The following is an 18,373-nucleotide window of genomic DNA, read 5'->3' on the forward strand; positions in this document are numbered from 1 at the left end:
GAGCAGAGCCATTGTGGCGGCGCCACTCTGCGGGAGCAAAGCTTGCTCGCGACACAGGCGACTCGGTTTCTGGAAGACCGCATCGCCGCCATCGCGGGCAAGCCTTGCTCCCACAGATAAATCCCCTCGCCACAGGGCTTTGTGTTTCAGCCGACAAGTTTGAAACACCCATAAAAAAACCGGCCCATGATGGGCCGGTTTTTTTATGCCTGTGTGCGCTTACAGCTTATCGCTGTGCTCGCCCAGGTAAGCAGCAACGCCTTCAGGCGAAGCGGTCATGCCCTTGTCGCCTTTTTTCCAGTTGGCCGGGCAGACTTCGCCGTGCTCTTCGTGGAACTGCAGCGCGTCGACCAGGCGGATCAGTTCTTCCATGTTACGACCCAGTGGCAGGTCGTTGATGATCTGCGAACGGACAACGCCTTTGTCGTCGATCAGGAACGCGCCACGGAAGGCCACGCCGCCTTCGGACTCAACGTCATAGGCCTTGGCGATTTCGTGCTTCATGTCGGCAGCCATGGTGTATTTCACCTGACCGATACCGCCATTGTTGATCGGAGTGTTGCGCCAGGCGTTGTGGGTGAAGTGCGAGTCGATCGAAACAGCGACCACTTCAACGTTGCGCGCCTTGAAATCATCCATGCGGTGATCCAGTGCGATCAGCTCGGACGGGCAGACGAAGGTGAAGTCCAGTGGATAGAAGAACACCAGGCCGTATTTGCCTTTGATGGCCGAGGACAGGGTGAAGCTGTCGACGATTTCGCCGTTGCCGAGGACGGCTGGTACGGTGAAGTCTGGGGCTTGTTTGCCTACGAGTACGCTCATTGGATATCTCCTGATGTAATAGCGTGAAAACAAGGTCCGGGCCAGCCTGTCACCCTCAGGCGACAGCCCTGTGACACGAACCCGCTTGCAAGGGCCGATCATCATACACCGCGCATTTGGACTGTCTTCAACGGTTTTTCGGTGGCATCGAAAAATCGCCGTCCGGTTTCATGCCGCATCAGTCGTTCTGGATAAACCGTTCGTCAGCCCGGCAACGCTCTGGCGAAAGACCTTGTGAAACCACTTTGACAATCATTCTCGTTAACATTAAGATCCGTCCCAATTGAGTCACAACCAGCGACGGTTCTCACTTATGTATGTATGCCTCTGCACTGGCGTCACCGACGGGCAAATCCGCGAAGCGATCTACGAAGGTTGCTGCAGCTATCGCGAAGTCCGCCAGGCCACCGGCGTAGCCAGCCAATGCGGCAAATGTGCCTGCCTGGCCAAGGAAGTGGTTCGTGAAACCCTCGCCAAAGTGCAAACGGCACAGGCCTCGATTTCCTACCCGGTAGAATTTACCGCGGCGTAATAGACAGTTTTCAAGGAACCGGACTCAATGTCCGGTTTTTTTATGCCTGTAAATCAAATGCTTAGCGTCCAGACGCGGAACACAAACATTCTTATTCCGATTAATTTTCATTTATTATTCAATAACTTAGGTTTGACACTCGTAAATGCGCGGCTCAAACTCTGCCTTATACACAGCTATTACAGGGCAGGCCTCATCATGAAAGGCGACATTACAGTCATCCAGCATCTCAACAAGATCCTTGCCAATGAGCTGGTCGCGATCAACCAATACTTCCTGCATGCGCGCATGTACGAGGATTGGGGCCTGAACAAGCTGGGCAAGCACGAATACCACGAATCCATCGACGAGATGAAGCACGCGGACAAGCTGATCAAGCGCATCCTGTTCCTCGAAGGCCTGCCGAACGTCCAGGACCTGGGCAAGCTGCACATTGGCGAACACACTCGCGAGATGCTTGAGTGCGACCTGCGTATCGAGCGCACCGGCCACACTGACCTGAAGGCCGCCATCGCCCATTGCGAAAGCGTTGGCGACTTCGGTAGCCGTGAACTACTGGAAGATATTCTCGAATCCGAGGAAGAGCACATCGACTGGCTGGAAACCCAACTGGGCCTGATCGACAAAGTCGGTCTGGAGAACTACCTGCAATCGCAGATGGGTGAAGAGTAAGCTTCCCCGAAAGCAAGCCACTAAAAAGCCCCGCCCTCTTTCGAGAGGCGGGGCTTTTTATTACCTGGGTTTCCAGGCCCACCTAAATCCACTGTGGGAGCGAGCTTGCTCCGGGCGGCGATCCGACGATAGCGGTGGATCAGGCAAAAAAATACTGACTGACCTACCGCTATCGCGAGCAAGCTCGCTCCCACATGGTTTCATGCATCCATAAATCAGGCTTCGGTCTTGTTCGCCGCCGCTTTTTCTACCGCTTCCTTGATCGTGGCCTGCAGAGAGCCGTCGGCGGCCATCTCGGTCATGATGTCGCTACCGCCGATCAGTTCACCACCTACCCACAGCTGTGGGAAGGTTGGCCAGTTGGCGTACTTGGGCAGGTTGGCGCGGATTTCCGGGTTCTGCAGGATGTCCACGTAGGCAAACTTCTCGCCACACGCCATCACCGCCTGAGCAGCCTTGGCCGAGAAACCGCACTGTGGCGCGTTCGGCGAGCCTTTCATGTAAAGCAGGATGGTGTTGTTGGCAATCTGGTCTTTAATCGTTTCGATGATATCCATGGAGCACCTCGGCTTAAAACTTTTGCGACTTAAGTTGTCGACACGGTGACGCATTGTAACGGAAAGCCGAACCTGCTCCAGAGACAATTTTACGCAGCCGCCACCTTCACCGGAACGCCGTTAAGCGCCGCGTTGCCGGACAACTCATCGAGCTGACAATCATCGGTCAGGTCGTTGGCGCTGGAGCCCGGCTGTCCGCTGGCAATGGTCATCTGCACGCCCGGCCGGGCATGGCCCCAGCCGTGGGGCAGGCTGACCACGCCTTTCATCATGTCCAGGCTGCCCAGCACCTCGACTTCGATGACGCCCACCCGCGAACTGACCGTCACCCGCTGCCCGTCCTCAAGGCCGCGACTGGCGAGGTCATCCGGGTGCATCAACAACTGATGACGCGGCTTGCCCTTCACCAGTCGATGGAAGTTATGCATCCAGGAGTTGTTGCTGCGCACATGGCGGCGGCCAATCATCAGCAACTCGTCCGGTTTTGGCGCCTGCAACGCGGCAAAGCGCACAAGGTCGGCAAGAATCACCGCTGGCGCGGCCTGCACCCGTTGGTTTTCGGTTTTCAGGCGCGCAGCCAGGTTGGGCTTGAGTGCGCCGAGGTCGATGCCATGGGGATGGTCGAACAGGGTCGCCAGGGACAACTTGTGCGGCGAGGCGTCGCCATACGCCCCGCTGCGCAGGCCAAAATCGATCATTTGCGCGGGGGGCATGGTCGGCTTGAGCTCCTTGCCGGTTCGGGTGGCAAAAGCCTTGGCCAGGCCGACAAAGATTTCCCAATCGTGCAGCGCGCCCTCGGGCTTGGGCAGGATCGCCCGGTTGAAACGGGTCACGTTGCGCACCGCGAACAGGTTGAACGTGGTGTCGTAATGATCGTTTTCCAGGGCCGAGGTCGAGGGCAGGATCAGGTCGGCATAACGCGTGGTTTCGTTGATGTACAAGTCGACGCTGACCATGAACTCCAGCCCGTCCAGGGCCTGCTCCAATTGCCGCCCGTTGGGTGTGGACAGCACCGGGTTGCCGGCCACGGTGACCAGCGCACGGATCTGGCCTTCGCCCTCGGTGAGCATTTCCTCGGCCAGGGCCGACACCGGCAACTCCCCCGCATATTCGGGACGCCCGGACACCCGGCTCTGCCAACGGTTGAAATGCCCGCCCGAGGTAGTGGCCACCAGGTCCACTGCCGGCTCGGTGCACAGCGCCCCGCCCACGCGATCAAGATTGCCAGTGATCAGATTGATCACCTGGATCAGCCAATGGCACAGCGTGCCAAACGCCTGGGTCGACACCCCCATCCGCCCGTAACACACAGCTGACGGGGCGGCGGCGAAGTCCCGGGCCAACTGCCGGATCTGCGCTGCCGGCACCGCACAGAGCGGACTCATCGCTTCAGCCGTGAAAGTGGCGACGGCCTCGCGCACCTCGTCCAGGCCGTCCACTGGCAGGTGGCTGTCACGGGTCAAACCTTCGCTGAACAATGTATTGAGCAAACCAAACAGCAGCGCGGCATCGCCGCCAGGGCGTACGAAGACGTGCTGGTTGGCAATGGCCGCCGTTTCGCTGCGGCGCGGATCGACCACCACCACTTTGCCACCACGGCCCTGGATCGCCTTGAGGCGCTTTTCCACATCCGGCACGGTCATGATGCTGCCGTTGGACGCCAGCGGATTACCGCCCAGGATCAGCATGAAGTCGGTGTGGTCGATGTCCGGAATCGGCAGCAGCAGGCCGTGACCGTACATCAGGTAGCTGGTCAGGTGATGGGGCAGTTGGTCCACCGAGGTCGCCGAGAAACGGCTGCGGGTTTTCAACAGGCCCAGGAAATAGTTGCTATGGGTCATCAGCCCATAGTTATGCACGCTGGGGTTGCCCTGGTAGACCGCCACCGCGTTCTGGCCGTGGCGCGCCTGGATATCCGCCAGGCGCTCGGCCACCAACGCAAAGGCGTCGTCCCAGGCAATGGGTTGCCATTCGTTGCCAACACGCTGCATGGGCTGGCGCAGGCGATCTGGATCGTTCTGGATATCTTGCAGGGCCACCGCCTTGGGGCAGATGTGCCCGCGGCTGAAGGTGTCCAGCGCATCGCCCTTGATCGAGGTGATCGCCAGGCCCTGGCCGTCGGTTTCGGTGGTTTCGAGGGTCAAGCCGCAGATGGCTTCACACAGATGGCACGCACGGTGGTGGAGAGTCTTGGTCATGGCCAGTCTCTGTTTTATTCGTGGCGGACGCTTTCGGCCGCGGGAACAAAACTATGGCGCGTGATCCCCGGCAACGCCAGCGACGTTCGTCCTGTGAATTGCCGGGCATCAGGCCCACCGATGACCGGGCGTCAAGGCTGGTCGGGAGGCGGCGCCAGCAGCTGGATTTCTTCGACGGTTTCCACCTGCTCCTGGGCAATGGGCACCCCCGTCAACTCGCCAATCAGCCGCCAATGCTCGTCGAGCCCGTTACTGATAGTCGCCATACGGTCGATCATCCGACGGCCCGCGGCCTTGGTCACCTCGTCATCGCTGCGCAGCAATTCGAATGACATGGAAGTCACCGAAGCCGTCAGGTGCGTCAGCGAGCGTGCAGTCAGCCCCAGCAGTTCCATCAATTGTTGCTCTTTCGAATCCATTTCGGGCTCCTGTGCCGCTGTGGCTCATTTATAACCCAGGCCTTTGCATTAGGAAATGTTTCACATCCACCAGTAGACAGGCGAAAGGATGGAATGGCATGGCGTAAACCGACCATCCTCCACGGCTCGCCCGCCACGCTGGATTGCCAAGCCAAGCAACGCCAGTGTACAAATGGGTCGCTGCTGTCAGGAAACCGGCCACAAATATGCCATCGCAGTCTGGCGATGGTCTCGCTGAAGTCCCCCAAAACCGTAGCCCTATTGGTAAGACGCGACATTTAATTATAAGATCGCGCCTTCCCCTATTTCGTCGCCCCGTGCGGCTTTTGCCGCAGGTCTCGCCCGTTTTTTCATTAAACAAGGCTTTGAGCATCTGCGGTCAGTTACAAAAAGGTAGTCAATCATGAGCGCAAGGCACTTTCTCTCCCTGATGGATCTCACGCCCGAAGAGTTGCTCGGCGTGATCCGTCGAGGCGTGGAGCTCAAGGACCTGCGTAACCGCGGCGTACTGTTCGAGCCCTTGAAAAACCGCGTGCTGGGAATGATCTTCGAGAAGTCATCGACCCGCACCCGCATCTCTTTCGAAGCCGGCATGATCCAACTGGGCGGCCAGGCGATCTTCCTGTCGCCCCGTGACACCCAGCTGGGCCGTGGCGAACCCATCAGCGACTGCGCCATCGTCATGTCGAGCATGCTCGACGCGATGATGATCCGTACCTTTGCCCACAGCACCCTGACCGAGTTCGCGGCCCATTCCCGCGTGCCCGTCATCAATGGCCTGTCCGATGACCTGCACCCCTGCCAGTTGCTGGCCGACATGCAGACGTTCCTCGAGCACCGTGGCTCGATCCAGGGCAAGACCGTGGCCTGGATCGGCGACGGCAACAACATGTGCAACAGCTATATAGAAGCGGCGATGCAATTCGACTTCCAACTGCGCATTGCCTGCCCCGAAGGTTTTGACCCCAATGCCGAGTTGCTGGCCAAGGCCGGGGAGCGGGTGACCATCGTCCGTGATCCGAAACAGGCCGTGGCCGGTGCACACCTGGTGAGCACCGACGTCTGGACCTCCATGGGCCAGGAAGAAGAAACCGCCAGGCGCCTCAAGCTGTTCGCGCCGCTTCAGGTCAACCGGGCCTTGCTCGACCTGGCGGATGCCGACGTACTGTTCATGCACTGCCTGCCGGCCCACCGTGGCGAGGAGATCAGCTTCGATTTGCTCGATGACCCCCGATCGGTGGCCTGGGACCAGGCAGAGAATCGACTTCACGCGCAAAAGGCCCTGCTCGAGTTCCTTGTCGAGCCGGCGTATCACCACGCATGAGCCACTCGCTGCTGCTGAACTTGCACAACCTGGCCTGCGGCTACCAAAACCAGCGGGTCGTGCAAAACCTCAACCTGCACCTCAATGCCGGCGATATCGGTTGCCTGCTCGGTTCGTCCGGGTGCGGCAAGACCACCACGTTGCGCGCCATCGCCGGCTTCGAACCGGTGCACGAGGGTGAAATCCAACTGGCCGGGGAAACCATTTCCCGCGCCGGTTTCACCCTCGCCCCGGAAAAACGCCGTATCGGCATGGTGTTCCAGGACTACGCCCTGTTCCCCCACCTGAGCGTGGCCGAGAACATTGCCTTTGGCATTCGCAAGCATCCGGACAAGGATCGCGTCGTCGAAGAGTTGCTGGAACTGGTCAACCTCAAGCACCTGGGCAAGCGTTTTCCCCATGAATTGTCCGGCGGCCAGCAACAGCGCGTGGCCCTGGCCCGAGCGCTGGCACCGGAACCACAACTGCTGTTGCTCGATGAGCCGTTCTCCAACCTCGATGGCGAGTTGCGACGCAAGCTCAGCCATGAAGTGCGGGATATTCTCAAGGCCCGCGGCACCAGCGCGATCCTGGTCACCCACGATCAGGAAGAAGCCTTCGCCGTAAGTGACCATGTCGGGGTATTCAAGGAAGGTCGACTGGAACAGTGGGACACGCCCTACAACCTGTACCACGAACCGCTGACGCCATTCGTCGCAAGCTTCATTGGCCAGGGCTATTTCATTCGCGGCCGGCTCGACAGCCCGGAATCGGTACAGACCGAGCTGGGCCTCCTGCGTGGCAACCGCGCCTACACCTGGCCCATCGGCGGAGCGGTGGATGTGTTGCTGCGCCCGGACGATATCGTCTACGCACCGGACAGCCCGCTCACCGCCAGCATTGTCGGCAAGACGTTCCTGGGCGCTTCAACCTTGTATCGCCTGCAATTGCCCACAGGCGCGCAATTGGAATCGATCTTCCCCAGCCACGCCGACCATCAGCTTGGGGACAGTGTCGGCATCCGCGTGGCGGCTGAACACCTGGTGCTGTTCCAGGCCTCGGGCAGCACCGCGGCGCACATCCCGCCGGTGGACAGCGGTGTGCGGCGCTACAGCGCGGCCAGCTAAGACTTGGAGAAATGCAACCTCTGTGGGAGCGAGCTTGCTCGCGATAGCGGTGGTTCAGCTCACATCAATGTTGAATGTGGCTACGCCATCGCGAGCAAGCTCGCTCCCACAGTGGATCTCCCACAATTGATCTCATTGGCTTGAGTACTAACTCACCCCAACATCAACGTCCCACTGGCCACCAACGTCGCATTCCCGCCGATCTTCACCCGCTCCCCCTCCAGCCGACAGAACAAGGCGCCGCCCCGGGCCGAGCATTGGTAAGCCGTCAGGCCGTGCTTGCCCAAGCGCTTGGACCAATAGGGAATCAGGCTGCAGTGGGTCGATCCGGTGACTGGGTCCTCGTTGATGCCGATCGCAGGGGCAAAATAGCGCGAGACAAAATCATGCTTGCTCCCCGGCGCGGTCACAATAGCGCCGGGCCAAGGCAGTTTTGCCAGTGCCGCCATGTCCGGCTTGCAATCGAGCACCGCTTGCTCCGACTCCAGCACCACGAACAGCTCGTTGGAACTCAGCACATCCACCGCTTCGACGCCCAAGGCATTCTGGACGGCCAAGGACGCGCCCAACTCGGCAGGCACGACGGCCGGAAAATCCAGCCACAGCCGATCACCCTCACGCGTAACGCTCAACGAACCGGATTTGCAGATGAAATCCAGTCGTTCGACGGTTTCGTGGTAGACCTCGAACAGTACATAAGCACTGGCCAACGTGGCGTGTCCGCACAGCGGGACTTCGGTGGTGGGCGTAAACCAGCGGATATGCCAATGCTGGCCTTCACGCACCAGAAATGCGGTTTCAGCCAGGTTATGTTCGGCGGCGATCTTCTGCATCAACTCATCGGCAAGCCAGCCGTCGAGCCGATAGACCATCGCCGGGTTACCGCCGAACGGCCGATCACTGAACGCATCGACCTGATGAAACGCAAGCTGCATGGCACTTCTCCTTATTTTTTGATGCGCCAGCATGGGGTGTAGCGGTACGGCTTATCCAGTGACAGATCAGCAGAATTTTCACCCTACAGCGCCGGATAAAAACACCGACCAGGCCTTACACCCCTGTGGCGAGGGCGCTTGCTCCCGCTTGGCTGCGCAGCAGCCACCCGGCTATCAAGTCCGCCCAATATCGGCAAACGTCGCCCCGGTGTGCTCCTTCAAAACCGAAGGCGCCAACTCGACTTCCAGCCCGCGCCGCCCCGCACTGACAAACATACTGGCAAGCGGCTGTGCGGAACTGTCGATAAACGTGCGCAGGCGCTTCTTCTGCCCCAGCGGGCTGATCCCACCGAGCAAATAACCGGTCGAACGCTGCGCGGCCGCCGGGTCGGCCATCTCGACCTTTTTAACCCCGGCGGCATGGGCCAGGCCTTTCAGATCCAGGCTTCCGGCCACGGGCACCACCGCCACCAACAGCTCACCCTTTTCGCTGGCCGCCAACAACGTCTTGAACACCTGCGCCGGATCCAACCCGAGCTTTTCCGCCGCTTCCAAACCGTAGGAAGCGGCCTTGGGATCGTGTTCGTAACTGTGGATGCGATGTTCGGCGCGCACTTTCTTAAGCAGATCCAACGCGGGTGTCATGACTGCTCCTGACAAGGAAATGAAAAAAAGAGTGGCCGGATTCTAAGCCATCGCCAGCGAAAAGGCTTGGGAGGGCGTCGCGTGTTCCGGTGATCCGCCGCCAATGGAAGAGTCATTCACGCCACGAATAGTTGAAATGTGACCGACGGTTCACTTTCGACCTTTGACACCAGCGTTTCTTGTCTATATTTTTTCGAAACTGAAAGTCATATCGCAGGTCTCAAACAGCAACCCGAGATCAGGATGGGGATCCTGCCTCGGTGGAGATCGCGCCATCGAGCTTTATCGAAGGCGCAGCAAAACAACAAAAAACCGAGGTTTGAATGACAACTGCTTTACAACAGCCGTCCCTGTCCAGCCAATGCCTGGCTGAATTCCTGGGCACTGCCCTGCTGATTTTTTTTGGCACCGGGTGTGTCGCGGCGCTCAAGGTTGCGGGTGCCAGCTTCGGCTTGTGGGAAATCAGCATCATCTGGGGCGTCGGCGTCAGCATGGCGATCTATCTGAGCGCAGGCATTTCCGGCGCCCATCTCAACCCCGCCGTCAGCATTGCCCTGTGCATTTTCACTGACTTCGAAAAGCGCAAACTGCCTCTCTACATGCTTTCCCAGTTGGCCGGTGCTTTCTGCGGCGCCCTCCTGGTCTATACGCTGTACAGCAACCTATTCTTCGATTTCGAACAGTCCCGGCACATGATTCGCGGCACCGAAGCGAGCCTCGAATTGGCCTCGGTGTTTTCCACCTACCCGCACTCAGCGCTGTCCACCAGCCAGGCCTTCCTTGTGGAGGTGATCATCACGGCCATCCTGATGGGTGTGATCATGTCCCTGACCGATGACAACAATGGCTTGCCTCGCGGCCCACTGGCGCCATTGCTGATCGGCCTGCTGATTGCCGTGATCGGCAGTTCCATGGGGCCCCTGACAGGCTTTGCGATGAACCCGGCGCGGGACTTCGGTCCTAAGCTGATGACTTTCTTCGCCGGCTGGGGTGAAATTTCCCTCACGGGTGGACGCGACATCCCGTACTTCCTGGTTCCGATTTTTGCACCTATCGTGGGTGCCTGCCTCGGTGCTGCGGCCTATCGCGGGCTGATTGCCCGCCACCTGCCCAGCGCCATAACTGCTACAAAGGATGCAAAAACGGCCATTGACGGCAAGCCCAGAACATCCTGAAACAGTCGGTGCAGGCTCTTGCCCATCGAACCTGCGCCGTGGCTTCTTCCTTTTACGTCCCAAGGCAATCGACATGACCGATATCCAGAACAAGAACTACATCATTGCCCTCGACCAGGGTACGACCAGCTCGCGCGCGATCATCTTCGACCGTGACGCCAACGTGGTCTGCACCGCCCAGCGCGAATTCGCCCAGCATTACCCGCAGGCCGGCTGGGTCGAACATGACCCGATGGAAATCTTCGCCACCCAGAGCGCGGTCATGGTCGAAGCCCTCGCCCAGGCCGGCCTGCACCATGACCAGGTGGCCGCCATCGGCATCACCAACCAGCGTGAAACCACCGTGGTCTGGGACAAGACCACCGGCCGCCCGATCTACAACGCCATCGTCTGGCAATGCCGCCGCAGTACCGAAATCTGCCAGCAGCTCAAGCGCGATGGCCACGAGCAGTACATCAGCCAAACCACCGGCCTGGTCACCGACCCGTACTTTTCCGGCACCAAGCTCAAGTGGATCCTGGACAACGTCGAAGGCAGCCGCGAGCGTGCGCGCAACGGTGAACTGCTGTTCGGCACCGTCGACAGCTGGCTGATCTGGAAATTTACCGGCGGCAAAGTCCACGTCACCGACTACACCAACGCCTCGCGCACCATGCTCTTCAACATTCACTCGCTGGAATGGGACGCGAAGATGCTCGACATCCTCGACATCCCCCGCGAAATGCTCCCGCAAGTGAAATCGTCCTCGGAAATATATGGCCGCACCAAGAGCGGCATCGCCATCGGAGGCATCGCCGGCGACCAGCAGGCGGCCCTGTTCGGCCAGATGTGCGTGGAGCCGGGCCAGGCGAAAAACACCTACGGCACCGGCTGCTTCCTGCTGATGAACACCGGTAAAAAGGCCGTGAAATCCAATCACGGCATGCTCACCACCATCGCCTGCGGCCCGCGCGGCGAAGTCGCCTACGCCTTGGAAGGCGCGGTGTTCAATGGTGGTTCCACGGTCCAGTGGCTGCGCGATGAACTGAAGATCATCAACGACGCGCTGGATACCGAATACTTTGCCAACAAGGTCAAGGACAGCAACGGCGTGTACCTGGTGCCCGCCTTCACCGGCCTGGGCGCACCATACTGGGACCCCTATGCCCGCGGCGCGCTGTTTGGCCTGACCCGCGGTGTACGCGTCGATCACATCATTCGCGCAGCGCTGGAGTCGATTGCCTACCAGACCCGCGACGTACTCGACGCCATGCAGCAGGATTCGGGTGAACGCCTCAAGGCCCTGCGCGTCGACGGTGGCGCGGTGGCGAACAACTTCCTGATGCAGTTCCAGGCCGACATCCTGGGTACCCAGGTCGAGCGCCCGAAAATGCGTGAAACCACAGCCTTGGGCGCGGCGTACCTGGCCGGCCTGGCGTGCGGCTTCTGGGGCAGCCTGGAAGAACTGCGCGGCAAAGCAGTGATCGAGCGCGAATTCGAACCGCAACTGGAGGAGCAGGCGAAGGAAAAACTCTACGCCGGCTGGCAGAAGGCGGTCAGCCGCACCCGTGACTGGGAACCCCATGAAGACGCTGAATAAAGCCTGATAAGGTTCTGAAACTGGTCGGGAGTGGATTCCTGCGGCATCATGGGCAAATTTTGTACGGCAGCCCAAAGGAAGCCCCATGAATCTGCCTCCCCGCCAGCAGCAAATCCTCGAACTGGTCCGCGAACGCGGCTATGTCAGCATCGAGGAAATGGCGCAGCTATTCGTCGTCACCCCGCAAACCATTCGCCGCGATATCAACCAACTGGCGGAAGTGAACCTGCTGCGTCGCTACCACGGCGGCGCCGCCTACGACTCAAGCGTGGAAAACACCGCCTACGCCATGCGCGCCGATCAGATGCGCGACGAGAAGCAACGCATCGCCGAAGCCATCGCTGCTCAGATCCCCGATCATGCCTCACTATTCATCAACATCGGCACCACCACCGAATCCATCGCCCGGGCGCTGCTCAATCACAACCATCTGAAGGTCATCACCAATAACCTGCACGTGGCTTCGATCCTCAGCGCCAAGGATGACTTCGAAGTCCTGATCGCCGGCGGCAACGTACGGCGTGATGGCGGCGTGGTGGGTCAGGCCAGCGTCGATTTCATCAACCAGTTCAAGGTCGACTTCGCCCTGGTGGGCATCAGCGGGATCGATGAAGACGGCAGCCTGCTGGACTTCGACTACCAGGAAGTGCGGGTCTCCCAAGCCATCATCGCCAACGCCCGGCAAGTGCTGCTGGCGGCGGACTCCAGCAAATTCGGGCGCAACGCCATGGTCCGCCTGGGGCCTATCAGCCTGATCGACTGCCTGGTGACCGACCAGCAACCGGTGCCGGCCCTGGCGCAACTATTGGCCCAGCACAAGATTCGGCTGGAGGTGGTCTGACTTCACCCCCGCCCCCTCTGTGGCGAGGGAGCTTGCTCCCGCTCGGCGGCGTAGCCGTCGTAAAAACGGCCTGGTGCGGTTAGCCTGAAGAAATACGCCAGCCTGCTTGGGATGGCTTCGCCATCCAGCGGGAGCAAGCTCCCTCGCCACAGAAGCATTCCACAATTCTCTTTTTGTTCGTAAATTTTCCTTTCAGCCGCATTCGATCAGTAATTTCAATCGAATTCGACTGGTCGTGGCTGTGCTTATGGGCTAGTATTTTCGCAAATGAACATTTATGTTCGAATTCAAATATTTCGAAAAAGAGCCCGAGGCCAGCCGATGCCCACTTCTACCTTGCCTACGCCCCCTCTCGCCGAGGTTTACGACGTCGCCGTCATTGGTGGCGGTATCAACGGCGCGGGGATTGCCGCGGACGCTGCCGGTCGCAGTCTTTCGGTGTTCCTTTGCGAAAAGGACGACCTGGCCAGCCACACTTCGTCGGCCAGCAGCAAGCTGATCCATGGCGGCCTGCGCTATCTCGAACATTATGAATTCCGCCTGGTCCGCGAAGCGCTGGCCGAGCGCGAAGTACTGCTGACCAAGGCCCCGCACATCGTCAAGCAAATGCGCTTCGTGCTGCCTCACCGCCCACATCTGCGCCCGGCCTGGATGATCCGCGCCGGCCTGTTCCTCTACGATCACCTGGGCAAGCGTGAGCAGCTCGCCGGCTCGAAAAGCCTGAAGTTCGGTGCCGACAGCGCATTGAAAAGCGAGATCACCAAAGGTTTCGAATATTCCGACTGCTGGGTCGACGATGCGCGGCTGGTGGTGCTCAACGCCATGGCCGCCCGGGAAAAAGGCGCGCATATCCACACCCGCACCCGTTGTGTGAACGCCCGTCGCAGCAAAGGCCTGTGGCACTTGCACCTGGAACGTGCCGACGGCAGCCTGTTCTCGATCCGTGCCAAGGCATTGGTCAACGCCGCCGGCCCGTGGGTTGCCAAGTTCATTCGCGATGATCTGAAGCTGGAATCGCCCTACGGCATCCGCCTGATCCAAGGCAGCCACCTGATCGTGCCGAAACTCTACGAAGGCGAGCATGCGCATATTCTGCAAAACGAAGACCAGCGCATCGTGTTCACCATTCCGTACCTGAACCAGTTCACCCTGATCGGTACCACTGACCGCGAATACACCGGTGACCCGGCCAAAGTGGCGATCACCGAGGGCGAAACCGATTACCTGTTGAAGGTAGTCAATGCCCACTTCAAGAAGCAGATCAGCCGCGACGATATCCTGCACAGTTATTCCGGTGTGCGTCCGCTGTGCAATGACGAATCCGACAACCCGTCGGCCGTGACCCGCGACTACACCCTGGCGCTGTCGGGCGGTGGTGAAGAAGCCCCCTTGTTGTCGGTGTTCGGCGGCAAGCTGACCACCTACCGCAAACTGGCCGAATCGGCGATGGCGCAACTGGCCCCCTATTTCACCCAGATGCGTCCGAGCTGGACCGCCGTAGAGGCCCTCCCCGGCGGTGAAAACATGACCACCCCGCAGGCGCTTTGCTCGGCGATCCGCGACAAGTTCGACTGGCTGCCAACCGACATTGCCCGCCGCTGGGCCACCACCTACGGCAGCCGCACCTGGCGCATGCTCGAAGGCGTGCACAACCTGAGCGACCTGGGCGAGCACATCGGTGCCGGCCTCTATACCCGTGAAGTCGATTATCTGTGCAGCGACGAGTGGGCCGTCGATGCCCAGGACATCCTGTGGCGCCGCAGCAAGCTGGGCTTGTTCACCACCCCGGTCGAGCAGGAGAAACTGCAGCAGTACCTGGACAAGGTCGAACACAACCGCCGCAAGATCGAAGCGGCCTGACCGATACCCGGCTGAACCCAAGAGCCCCTGAATCCTGAGATTCAGGGGCTTTTTGCTATCTGGGCTCCACCGACGCCCCCCTGTGGGAGCGAGCTTGCTCGCGATGAGGCCAGCACATTCAACCTCTATGGGACTGACCCACCGCTATCGCGAGCAAGCTCGCTCCCACAATGGATCGAGGCAGGCTCAAGGTATTCGGTTTTCCGAACAAGACCCACCAGTCAGTTCGGCTAACCGGATAAATCAGGTCGCATAAAACCTGAAACAAAACATTAACTTCTTTTAAAAACAATGATTTACCAATACTCGACTGGCCTGGCACGACTCATGCTCTACACTTCTCGAGACGAATGCCTGTACGCCAACACAACAGGAGCTGCCAGGCACTTCGAAGTACTCAGGGCCGACAAACCGGCCGAAATAAAAAAAACAATGTCGAGGAAACATCGATGCGTATCGTTCCCCATCTCCTGGGCGCAGCCATTGCTGCCGCTCTGATCAGCACTCCGGTTTTCGCAGCCGAACTGACCGGCACACTGAAAAAGATCAAAGAGTCCGGCGTTGTCACGCTGGGACATCGCGACGCTTCCATTCCGTTTTCCTACATCGCGGACGCTTCCGGCAAGCCGGTCGGCTACTCCCACGATATCCAGCTGAAAGTCGTCGAAGCGCTGAAAAAAGACCTGGACCTGCCCAACCTGCAGGTCAAGTACAACCTGGTCACCTCGCAAACCCGTATCCCACTGGTGCAAAACGGCACCGTGGACCTGGAGTGCGGCTCCACCACCAACAACGTCGAGCGTCAGCAGCAGGTTGACTTCTCCGTTGGCATCTTCGAGATCGGCACCAAGCTGCTGTCCAAGAAAGATTCCAAGTACAAGGATTTCGACGACCTCAAGGGCAAGAACGTCGTGACCACCGCCGGCACCACGTCCGAGCGCCTGCTCAAGTCGATGAACGCCGACAAGCAGATGGGCATGAACGTCATCTCCGCCAAGGACCACGGCGAATCCTTCCAGATGCTGGAATCGGGTCGCGCCGTTGCGTTCATGATGGACGACGCCCTGCTGGCTGGCGAAGCCGCCAAGGCCAAGAAAGCCGATGACTGGGCCGTGACCGGTACCCCACAGTCCTACGAAATCTACGGTTGCATGATGCGCAAGGGCGACGAGCCGTTCAAAAAGGCTGTCGATGACGCCATCAAGGCTACCTACGCTTCGGGCGAGATCAACAAGATCTACGAAAAGTGGTTCATGCAACCTATCCCGCCAAAAGGCCTGAACCTGAACTTCCCGATGAGCGAAGAGCTCAAGAAGTTGATCGCCACCCCGACCGACAAAGCGGCTGACGAAAAGAAATCCTGATTTCTGACTAACCTTATCTCCTGAAGGGGCCCGGCCCTTTCAGGGGATGGTCACTCCCTGCTGGCAAATCTGGAAACACTCGAACCGGTGGTTGTCGAGCCGATCGCGTGTGCCTGGCCTCCAAGCCGGGCGGGAACGGAGTTTCCCCAGGCGGGCATTTGTACATCGAACGATCTGAGGGGAGACCCTAATGAATTACAACTGGGACTGGGGCGTGTTCTTCAAGTCCACCGGCGTGGGCAGCGAGACTTATCTCGACTGGTACGTGGCCGGCCTGGGCTGGACTATCGCCATCGCCGTCGTAGCCTGGATCATCGCCCTGCTGCTGGGCTCGGTACTAGGCGTCATGCGTACCGTGCCGAACCGGCTGGTGTCGGGTATCGCCACGTGCTACGTGGAGCTTTTCCGTAACGTGCCGCTGCTGGTGCAGCTGTTCATCTGGTACTTCCTGGTGCCGGACCTGCTGCCCGCCGATATGCAGGAGTGGTACAAGCAGGACCTGAACCCGACCACCTCGGCCTACCTGAGCGTCGTCGTGTGCCTGGGCCTGTTCACCGCCGCCCGGGTTTGCGAACAGGTGCGTACCGGTATCCAGGCGCTGCCGCGCGGCCAGGAATCCGCCGCCCGTGCCATGGGCTTCAAGCTGCCGCAGATCTACTGGAACGTGCTGCTGCCCCAGGCCTACCGGATCATCATTCCGCCGCTTACCTCGGAATTCCTCAACGTCTTCAAGAACTCCTCCGTGGCGTCGCTGATCGGCCTGATGGAACTGCTCGCGCAGACCAAGCAGACCGCCGAGTTCTCCGCCAACCTGTTCGAAGCCTTTACCCTGGCGACGCTGATCTATTTCACCTTGAACATGAGCCTGATGCTGCTCATGCGCATGGTCGAGAAGAAAGTCGCGGTGCCCGGCCTGATCTCCGTGGGGGGTAAATAATGGAATTCGACTTCACTGGCATCATCCCGGCCATTCCCGGCTTGTGGAACGGCATGGTGATGACCCTCAAGCTGATGGCCCTGGGTGTCGTCGGCGGGATCATCCTGGGGACCATCCTGGCGCTGATGCGCCTGTCCCACAACAAGCTTGTGTCCAATATCGCTGGCGCCTACGTCAACTATTTCCGCTCGATTCCGCTGCTGCTGGTCATCACCTGGTTCTACCTGGCGGTGCCGTTCGTGCTGCGCTGGATCACCGGCGAAGACACGCCGATCGGCGCGTTCGGCTCCTGCGTCGTGGCGTTCATGATGTTCGAGGCGGCGTACTTCTGCGAAATCGTGCGGGCCGGCGTGCAGTCGATCCCCAAGGGCCAGATGGGCGCCGCCCAGGCACTGGGGATGAATTATGGCCAGGTCATGCGCCTGATCATCCTGCCCCAGGCGTTTCGCAAGATGACCCCGCTGCTGCTGCAACAAAGCATCATCCTGTTTCAGGACACCTCGTTGGTCTACACGGTCGGCCTGGTGGACTTCCTCAATGCTTCGCGGGCCAATGGCGACATCATCGGCCGCTCCAATGAGTTCCTGATCATCGCAGGTCTCGTGTACTTCACAATCAGCTTTGCCGCCTCGCTGCTGGTCAAGCGTCTGCAAAAAAGGTTCGCCGTATGATCTCTATCAAGAACATCAACAAGTGGTATGGGGACTTCCAGGTACTGACCAATTGCAGCACCGAGGTCAGCAAGGGTGAGGTTGTGGTGGTGTGCGGGCCGTCCGGTTCGGGCAAATCCACGCTTATCAAGTGCGTGAACGCCCTGGAACCGTTCCAGAAAGGCGACATCGTGGTCGATGGCACGTCCATCGCCGACCCGAAGACCAACCTGCCGAAACTGCGTTCGCGCGTGGGCATGGTGTTCCAGCATTTCGAACTGTTCCCGCACCTGACCATCACCGAAAACCTGACCATCGCGCAGATCAAGGTGCTGGGCCGCAGCAAGGAAGAGGCCACCAAGAAAGGCCTGCAACTGCTTGAGCGGGTCGGTCTCTCGGCCCACGCCCACAAGCACCCGGGCCAGCTCTCCGGCGGCCAGCAGCAGCGCGTGGCGATTGCCCGTGCACTGGCGATGGACCCGGTGGTGATGCTGTTCGACGAACCAACCTCGGCCCTTGACCCGGAAATGGTCAACGAAGTGCTCGACGTGATGGTGCAACTGGCCCACGAAGGCATGACCATGATGTGCGTGACCCACGAAATGGGCTTCGCCCGCAAAGTGGCGAACCGGGTGATCTTCATGGACCAGGGCCAGATCATCGAAGATTGCGAGAAAGAAGAGTTCTTCGGCGACATCAGCGCCCGCTCCGAACGCGCGCAGCATTTCCTTGAGAAAATCCTGCAGCACTAAACAAC

At 59.6% G+C, this 18,373-nt stretch carries 18 protein-coding genes; 12 read left to right on the forward strand and 6 right to left on the reverse strand.

Annotation, left to right across the window (positions count from 1 at the left end; genetic code table 11):
* Positions 1 to 219: 219 nt before the first annotated feature.
* Positions 220 to 822 (reverse strand): peroxiredoxin, encoded by a 603-nt coding sequence (locus tag Q7F16_RS16700; RefSeq protein ID WP_003204949.1) that lies wholly within the window; start codon positions 820 to 822, stop codon positions 220 to 222.
* Between the two features lie 313 nt (positions 823 to 1,135).
* Here Q7F16_RS16700 and Q7F16_RS16705 point away from each other — a divergent pair, with 313 nt between their 5' ends.
* Positions 1,136 to 1,354 carry a bacterioferritin-associated ferredoxin gene (locus Q7F16_RS16705; protein ID WP_014339879.1) on the forward strand — a complete coding sequence of 73 codons (219 nt, stop codon included), beginning with the start codon at positions 1,136 to 1,138 and terminating at the stop codon, positions 1,352 to 1,354.
* 198 nt (positions 1,355 to 1,552) lie between these two features.
* Positions 1,553 to 2,026: a bacterioferritin gene (gene bfr, locus Q7F16_RS16710; RefSeq protein WP_003204954.1), complete on the forward strand. Its 474-nt coding sequence runs from the start codon at positions 1,553 to 1,555 to the stop codon at positions 2,024 to 2,026.
* Between the two features lie 215 nt (positions 2,027 to 2,241).
* Here the strand turns inward: bfr and grxD are convergent, their stop codons facing one another.
* From grxD to Q7F16_RS16725, 3 genes are all read right to left on the reverse strand, one after another.
* Positions 2,242 to 2,583, reverse strand: coding sequence for a Grx4 family monothiol glutaredoxin (gene grxD / locus Q7F16_RS16715; protein WP_003204956.1), 342 nt, complete (start codon positions 2,581 to 2,583; stop codon positions 2,242 to 2,244).
* 89 nt (positions 2,584 to 2,672) lie between these two features.
* Positions 2,673 to 4,781, reverse strand: a complete 2,109-nt coding sequence (locus tag Q7F16_RS16720; RefSeq protein ID WP_409556076.1) for a molybdopterin oxidoreductase family protein — start codon at positions 4,779 to 4,781, stop codon at positions 2,673 to 2,675.
* 131 nt (positions 4,782 to 4,912) lie between these two features.
* Positions 4,913 to 5,200 carry a hypothetical protein gene (locus Q7F16_RS16725; RefSeq protein WP_014339882.1) on the reverse strand — a complete coding sequence of 96 codons (288 nt, stop codon included), beginning with the start codon at positions 5,198 to 5,200 and terminating at the stop codon, positions 4,913 to 4,915.
* Positions 5,201 to 5,603: 403 nt separating this feature from the next.
* Between Q7F16_RS16725 and argF the strand changes: the two genes are divergently transcribed.
* Both argF and Q7F16_RS16735 read left to right on the forward strand, forming a co-directional pair.
* Positions 5,604 to 6,524 carry an ornithine carbamoyltransferase gene (gene argF / locus Q7F16_RS16730; RefSeq protein WP_409556077.1) on the forward strand — a complete coding sequence of 307 codons (921 nt, stop codon included), beginning with the start codon at positions 5,604 to 5,606 and terminating at the stop codon, positions 6,522 to 6,524.
* Positions 6,521 to 7,630, forward strand: a complete 1,110-nt coding sequence (locus tag Q7F16_RS16735; protein WP_046062605.1) for an ABC transporter ATP-binding protein — start codon at positions 6,521 to 6,523, stop codon at positions 7,628 to 7,630. Before argF ends, Q7F16_RS16735 begins: the two co-directional genes overlap by 4 nt.
* 152 nt (positions 7,631 to 7,782) lie before the next feature.
* Here the strand turns inward: Q7F16_RS16735 and Q7F16_RS16740 are convergent, their stop codons facing one another.
* Together Q7F16_RS16740 and ybaK are read right to left on the reverse strand one after the other, a co-directional pair.
* Positions 7,783 to 8,565: a PhzF family phenazine biosynthesis protein gene (locus tag Q7F16_RS16740; RefSeq protein ID WP_046062606.1), complete on the reverse strand. Its 783-nt coding sequence runs from the start codon at positions 8,563 to 8,565 to the stop codon at positions 7,783 to 7,785.
* Between the two features lie 174 nt (positions 8,566 to 8,739).
* Positions 8,740 to 9,210, reverse strand: coding sequence for a Cys-tRNA(Pro) deacylase (gene ybaK, locus Q7F16_RS16745; protein ID WP_014339886.1), 471 nt, complete (start codon positions 9,208 to 9,210; stop codon positions 8,740 to 8,742).
* Between the two features lie 323 nt (positions 9,211 to 9,533).
* On the opposite strand from ybaK, the gene Q7F16_RS16750 reads away from it, so the two are divergent.
* From Q7F16_RS16750 to Q7F16_RS16785, 8 genes are all read left to right on the forward strand, one after another.
* Positions 9,534 to 10,385 carry an MIP/aquaporin family protein gene (locus tag Q7F16_RS16750; RefSeq protein WP_046062607.1) on the forward strand — a complete coding sequence of 284 codons (852 nt, stop codon included), beginning with the start codon at positions 9,534 to 9,536 and terminating at the stop codon, positions 10,383 to 10,385.
* Positions 10,386 to 10,458: 73 nt separating this feature from the next.
* Positions 10,459 to 11,964, forward strand: a complete 1,506-nt coding sequence (gene glpK / locus Q7F16_RS16755) for a glycerol kinase GlpK (RefSeq protein WP_046062608.1) — start codon at positions 10,459 to 10,461, stop codon at positions 11,962 to 11,964.
* A gap of 85 nt (positions 11,965 to 12,049) precedes the next feature.
* A complete protein-coding gene (locus tag Q7F16_RS16760) occupies positions 12,050 to 12,805 on the forward strand; it encodes a DeoR/GlpR family transcriptional regulator (protein WP_046062609.1) in 756 nt (251 codons plus the stop codon).
* 321 nt (positions 12,806 to 13,126) lie between these two features.
* Positions 13,127 to 14,665, forward strand: a complete 1,539-nt coding sequence (gene glpD / locus Q7F16_RS16765) for a glycerol-3-phosphate dehydrogenase (RefSeq protein WP_409556078.1) — start codon at positions 13,127 to 13,129, stop codon at positions 14,663 to 14,665.
* A gap of 449 nt (positions 14,666 to 15,114) precedes the next feature.
* On the forward strand, positions 15,115 to 16,029 hold the full coding sequence (locus Q7F16_RS16770; protein ID WP_014339890.1) for a glutamate/aspartate ABC transporter substrate-binding protein: 915 nt from the start codon (positions 15,115 to 15,117) through the stop codon (positions 16,027 to 16,029).
* A gap of 190 nt (positions 16,030 to 16,219) precedes the next feature.
* Complete coding sequence (locus Q7F16_RS16775; protein WP_014339891.1) at positions 16,220 to 16,966, forward strand: amino acid ABC transporter permease; 747 nt, start codon at positions 16,220 to 16,222, stop codon at positions 16,964 to 16,966.
* A complete protein-coding gene (locus Q7F16_RS16780; protein WP_014339892.1) occupies positions 16,966 to 17,637 on the forward strand; it encodes an amino acid ABC transporter permease in 672 nt (223 codons plus the stop codon). Before Q7F16_RS16775 ends, Q7F16_RS16780 begins: the two co-directional genes overlap by 1 nt.
* Entirely contained in the window at positions 17,634 to 18,368 is a 735-nt protein-coding gene (locus Q7F16_RS16785; protein ID WP_014339893.1) for an amino acid ABC transporter ATP-binding protein, read from the forward strand. Before Q7F16_RS16780 ends, Q7F16_RS16785 begins: the two co-directional genes overlap by 4 nt.
* Positions 18,369 to 18,373 lie beyond the last annotated feature (5 nt).

The organism is Pseudomonas sp. Lb2C2, from assembly GCF_052112205.1.
Lineage (GTDB): Bacteria > Pseudomonadota > Gammaproteobacteria > Pseudomonadales > Pseudomonadaceae > Aquipseudomonas > Aquipseudomonas kilonensis.

Coding starts and splice junctions, on each gene's coding strand:
- Q7F16_RS16700 (WP_003204949.1), bottom strand. CDS start 822: ATGAGCGTACTCGTAGGCAAACAAGCCCCAGACTTCACCGTACCAGCC.
- Q7F16_RS16780 (WP_014339892.1), top strand. CDS start 16,966: ATGGAATTCGACTTCACTGGCATCATCCCGGCCATTCCCGGCTTGTGG.
- Q7F16_RS16770 (WP_014339890.1), top strand. CDS start 15,115: ATGCGTATCGTTCCCCATCTCCTGGGCGCAGCCATTGCTGCCGCTCTG.
- Q7F16_RS16725 (WP_014339882.1), bottom strand. CDS start 5,200: ATGGATTCGAAAGAGCAACAATTGATGGAACTGCTGGGGCTGACTGCA.
- ybaK (WP_014339886.1), bottom strand. CDS start 9,210: ATGACACCCGCGTTGGATCTGCTTAAGAAAGTGCGCGCCGAACATCGC.
- glpD (WP_409556078.1), top strand. CDS start 13,127: ATGCCCACTTCTACCTTGCCTACGCCCCCTCTCGCCGAGGTTTACGAC.
- Q7F16_RS16775 (WP_014339891.1), top strand. CDS start 16,220: ATGAATTACAACTGGGACTGGGGCGTGTTCTTCAAGTCCACCGGCGTG.
- Q7F16_RS16785 (WP_014339893.1), top strand. CDS start 17,634: ATGATCTCTATCAAGAACATCAACAAGTGGTATGGGGACTTCCAGGTA.
- grxD (WP_003204956.1), bottom strand. CDS start 2,583: ATGGATATCATCGAAACGATTAAAGACCAGATTGCCAACAACACCATC.
- Q7F16_RS16705 (WP_014339879.1), top strand. CDS start 1,136: ATGTATGTATGCCTCTGCACTGGCGTCACCGACGGGCAAATCCGCGAA.
- bfr (WP_003204954.1), top strand. CDS start 1,553: ATGAAAGGCGACATTACAGTCATCCAGCATCTCAACAAGATCCTTGCC.
- Q7F16_RS16735 (WP_046062605.1), top strand. CDS start 6,521: ATGAGCCACTCGCTGCTGCTGAACTTGCACAACCTGGCCTGCGGCTAC.
- Q7F16_RS16740 (WP_046062606.1), bottom strand. CDS start 8,565: ATGCAGCTTGCGTTTCATCAGGTCGATGCGTTCAGTGATCGGCCGTTC.
- Q7F16_RS16750 (WP_046062607.1), top strand. CDS start 9,534: ATGACAACTGCTTTACAACAGCCGTCCCTGTCCAGCCAATGCCTGGCT.
- Q7F16_RS16760 (WP_046062609.1), top strand. CDS start 12,050: ATGAATCTGCCTCCCCGCCAGCAGCAAATCCTCGAACTGGTCCGCGAA.
- glpK (WP_046062608.1), top strand. CDS start 10,459: ATGACCGATATCCAGAACAAGAACTACATCATTGCCCTCGACCAGGGT.
- argF (WP_409556077.1), top strand. CDS start 5,604: ATGAGCGCAAGGCACTTTCTCTCCCTGATGGATCTCACGCCCGAAGAG.
- Q7F16_RS16720 (WP_409556076.1), bottom strand. CDS start 4,781: ATGACCAAGACTCTCCACCACCGTGCGTGCCATCTGTGTGAAGCCATC.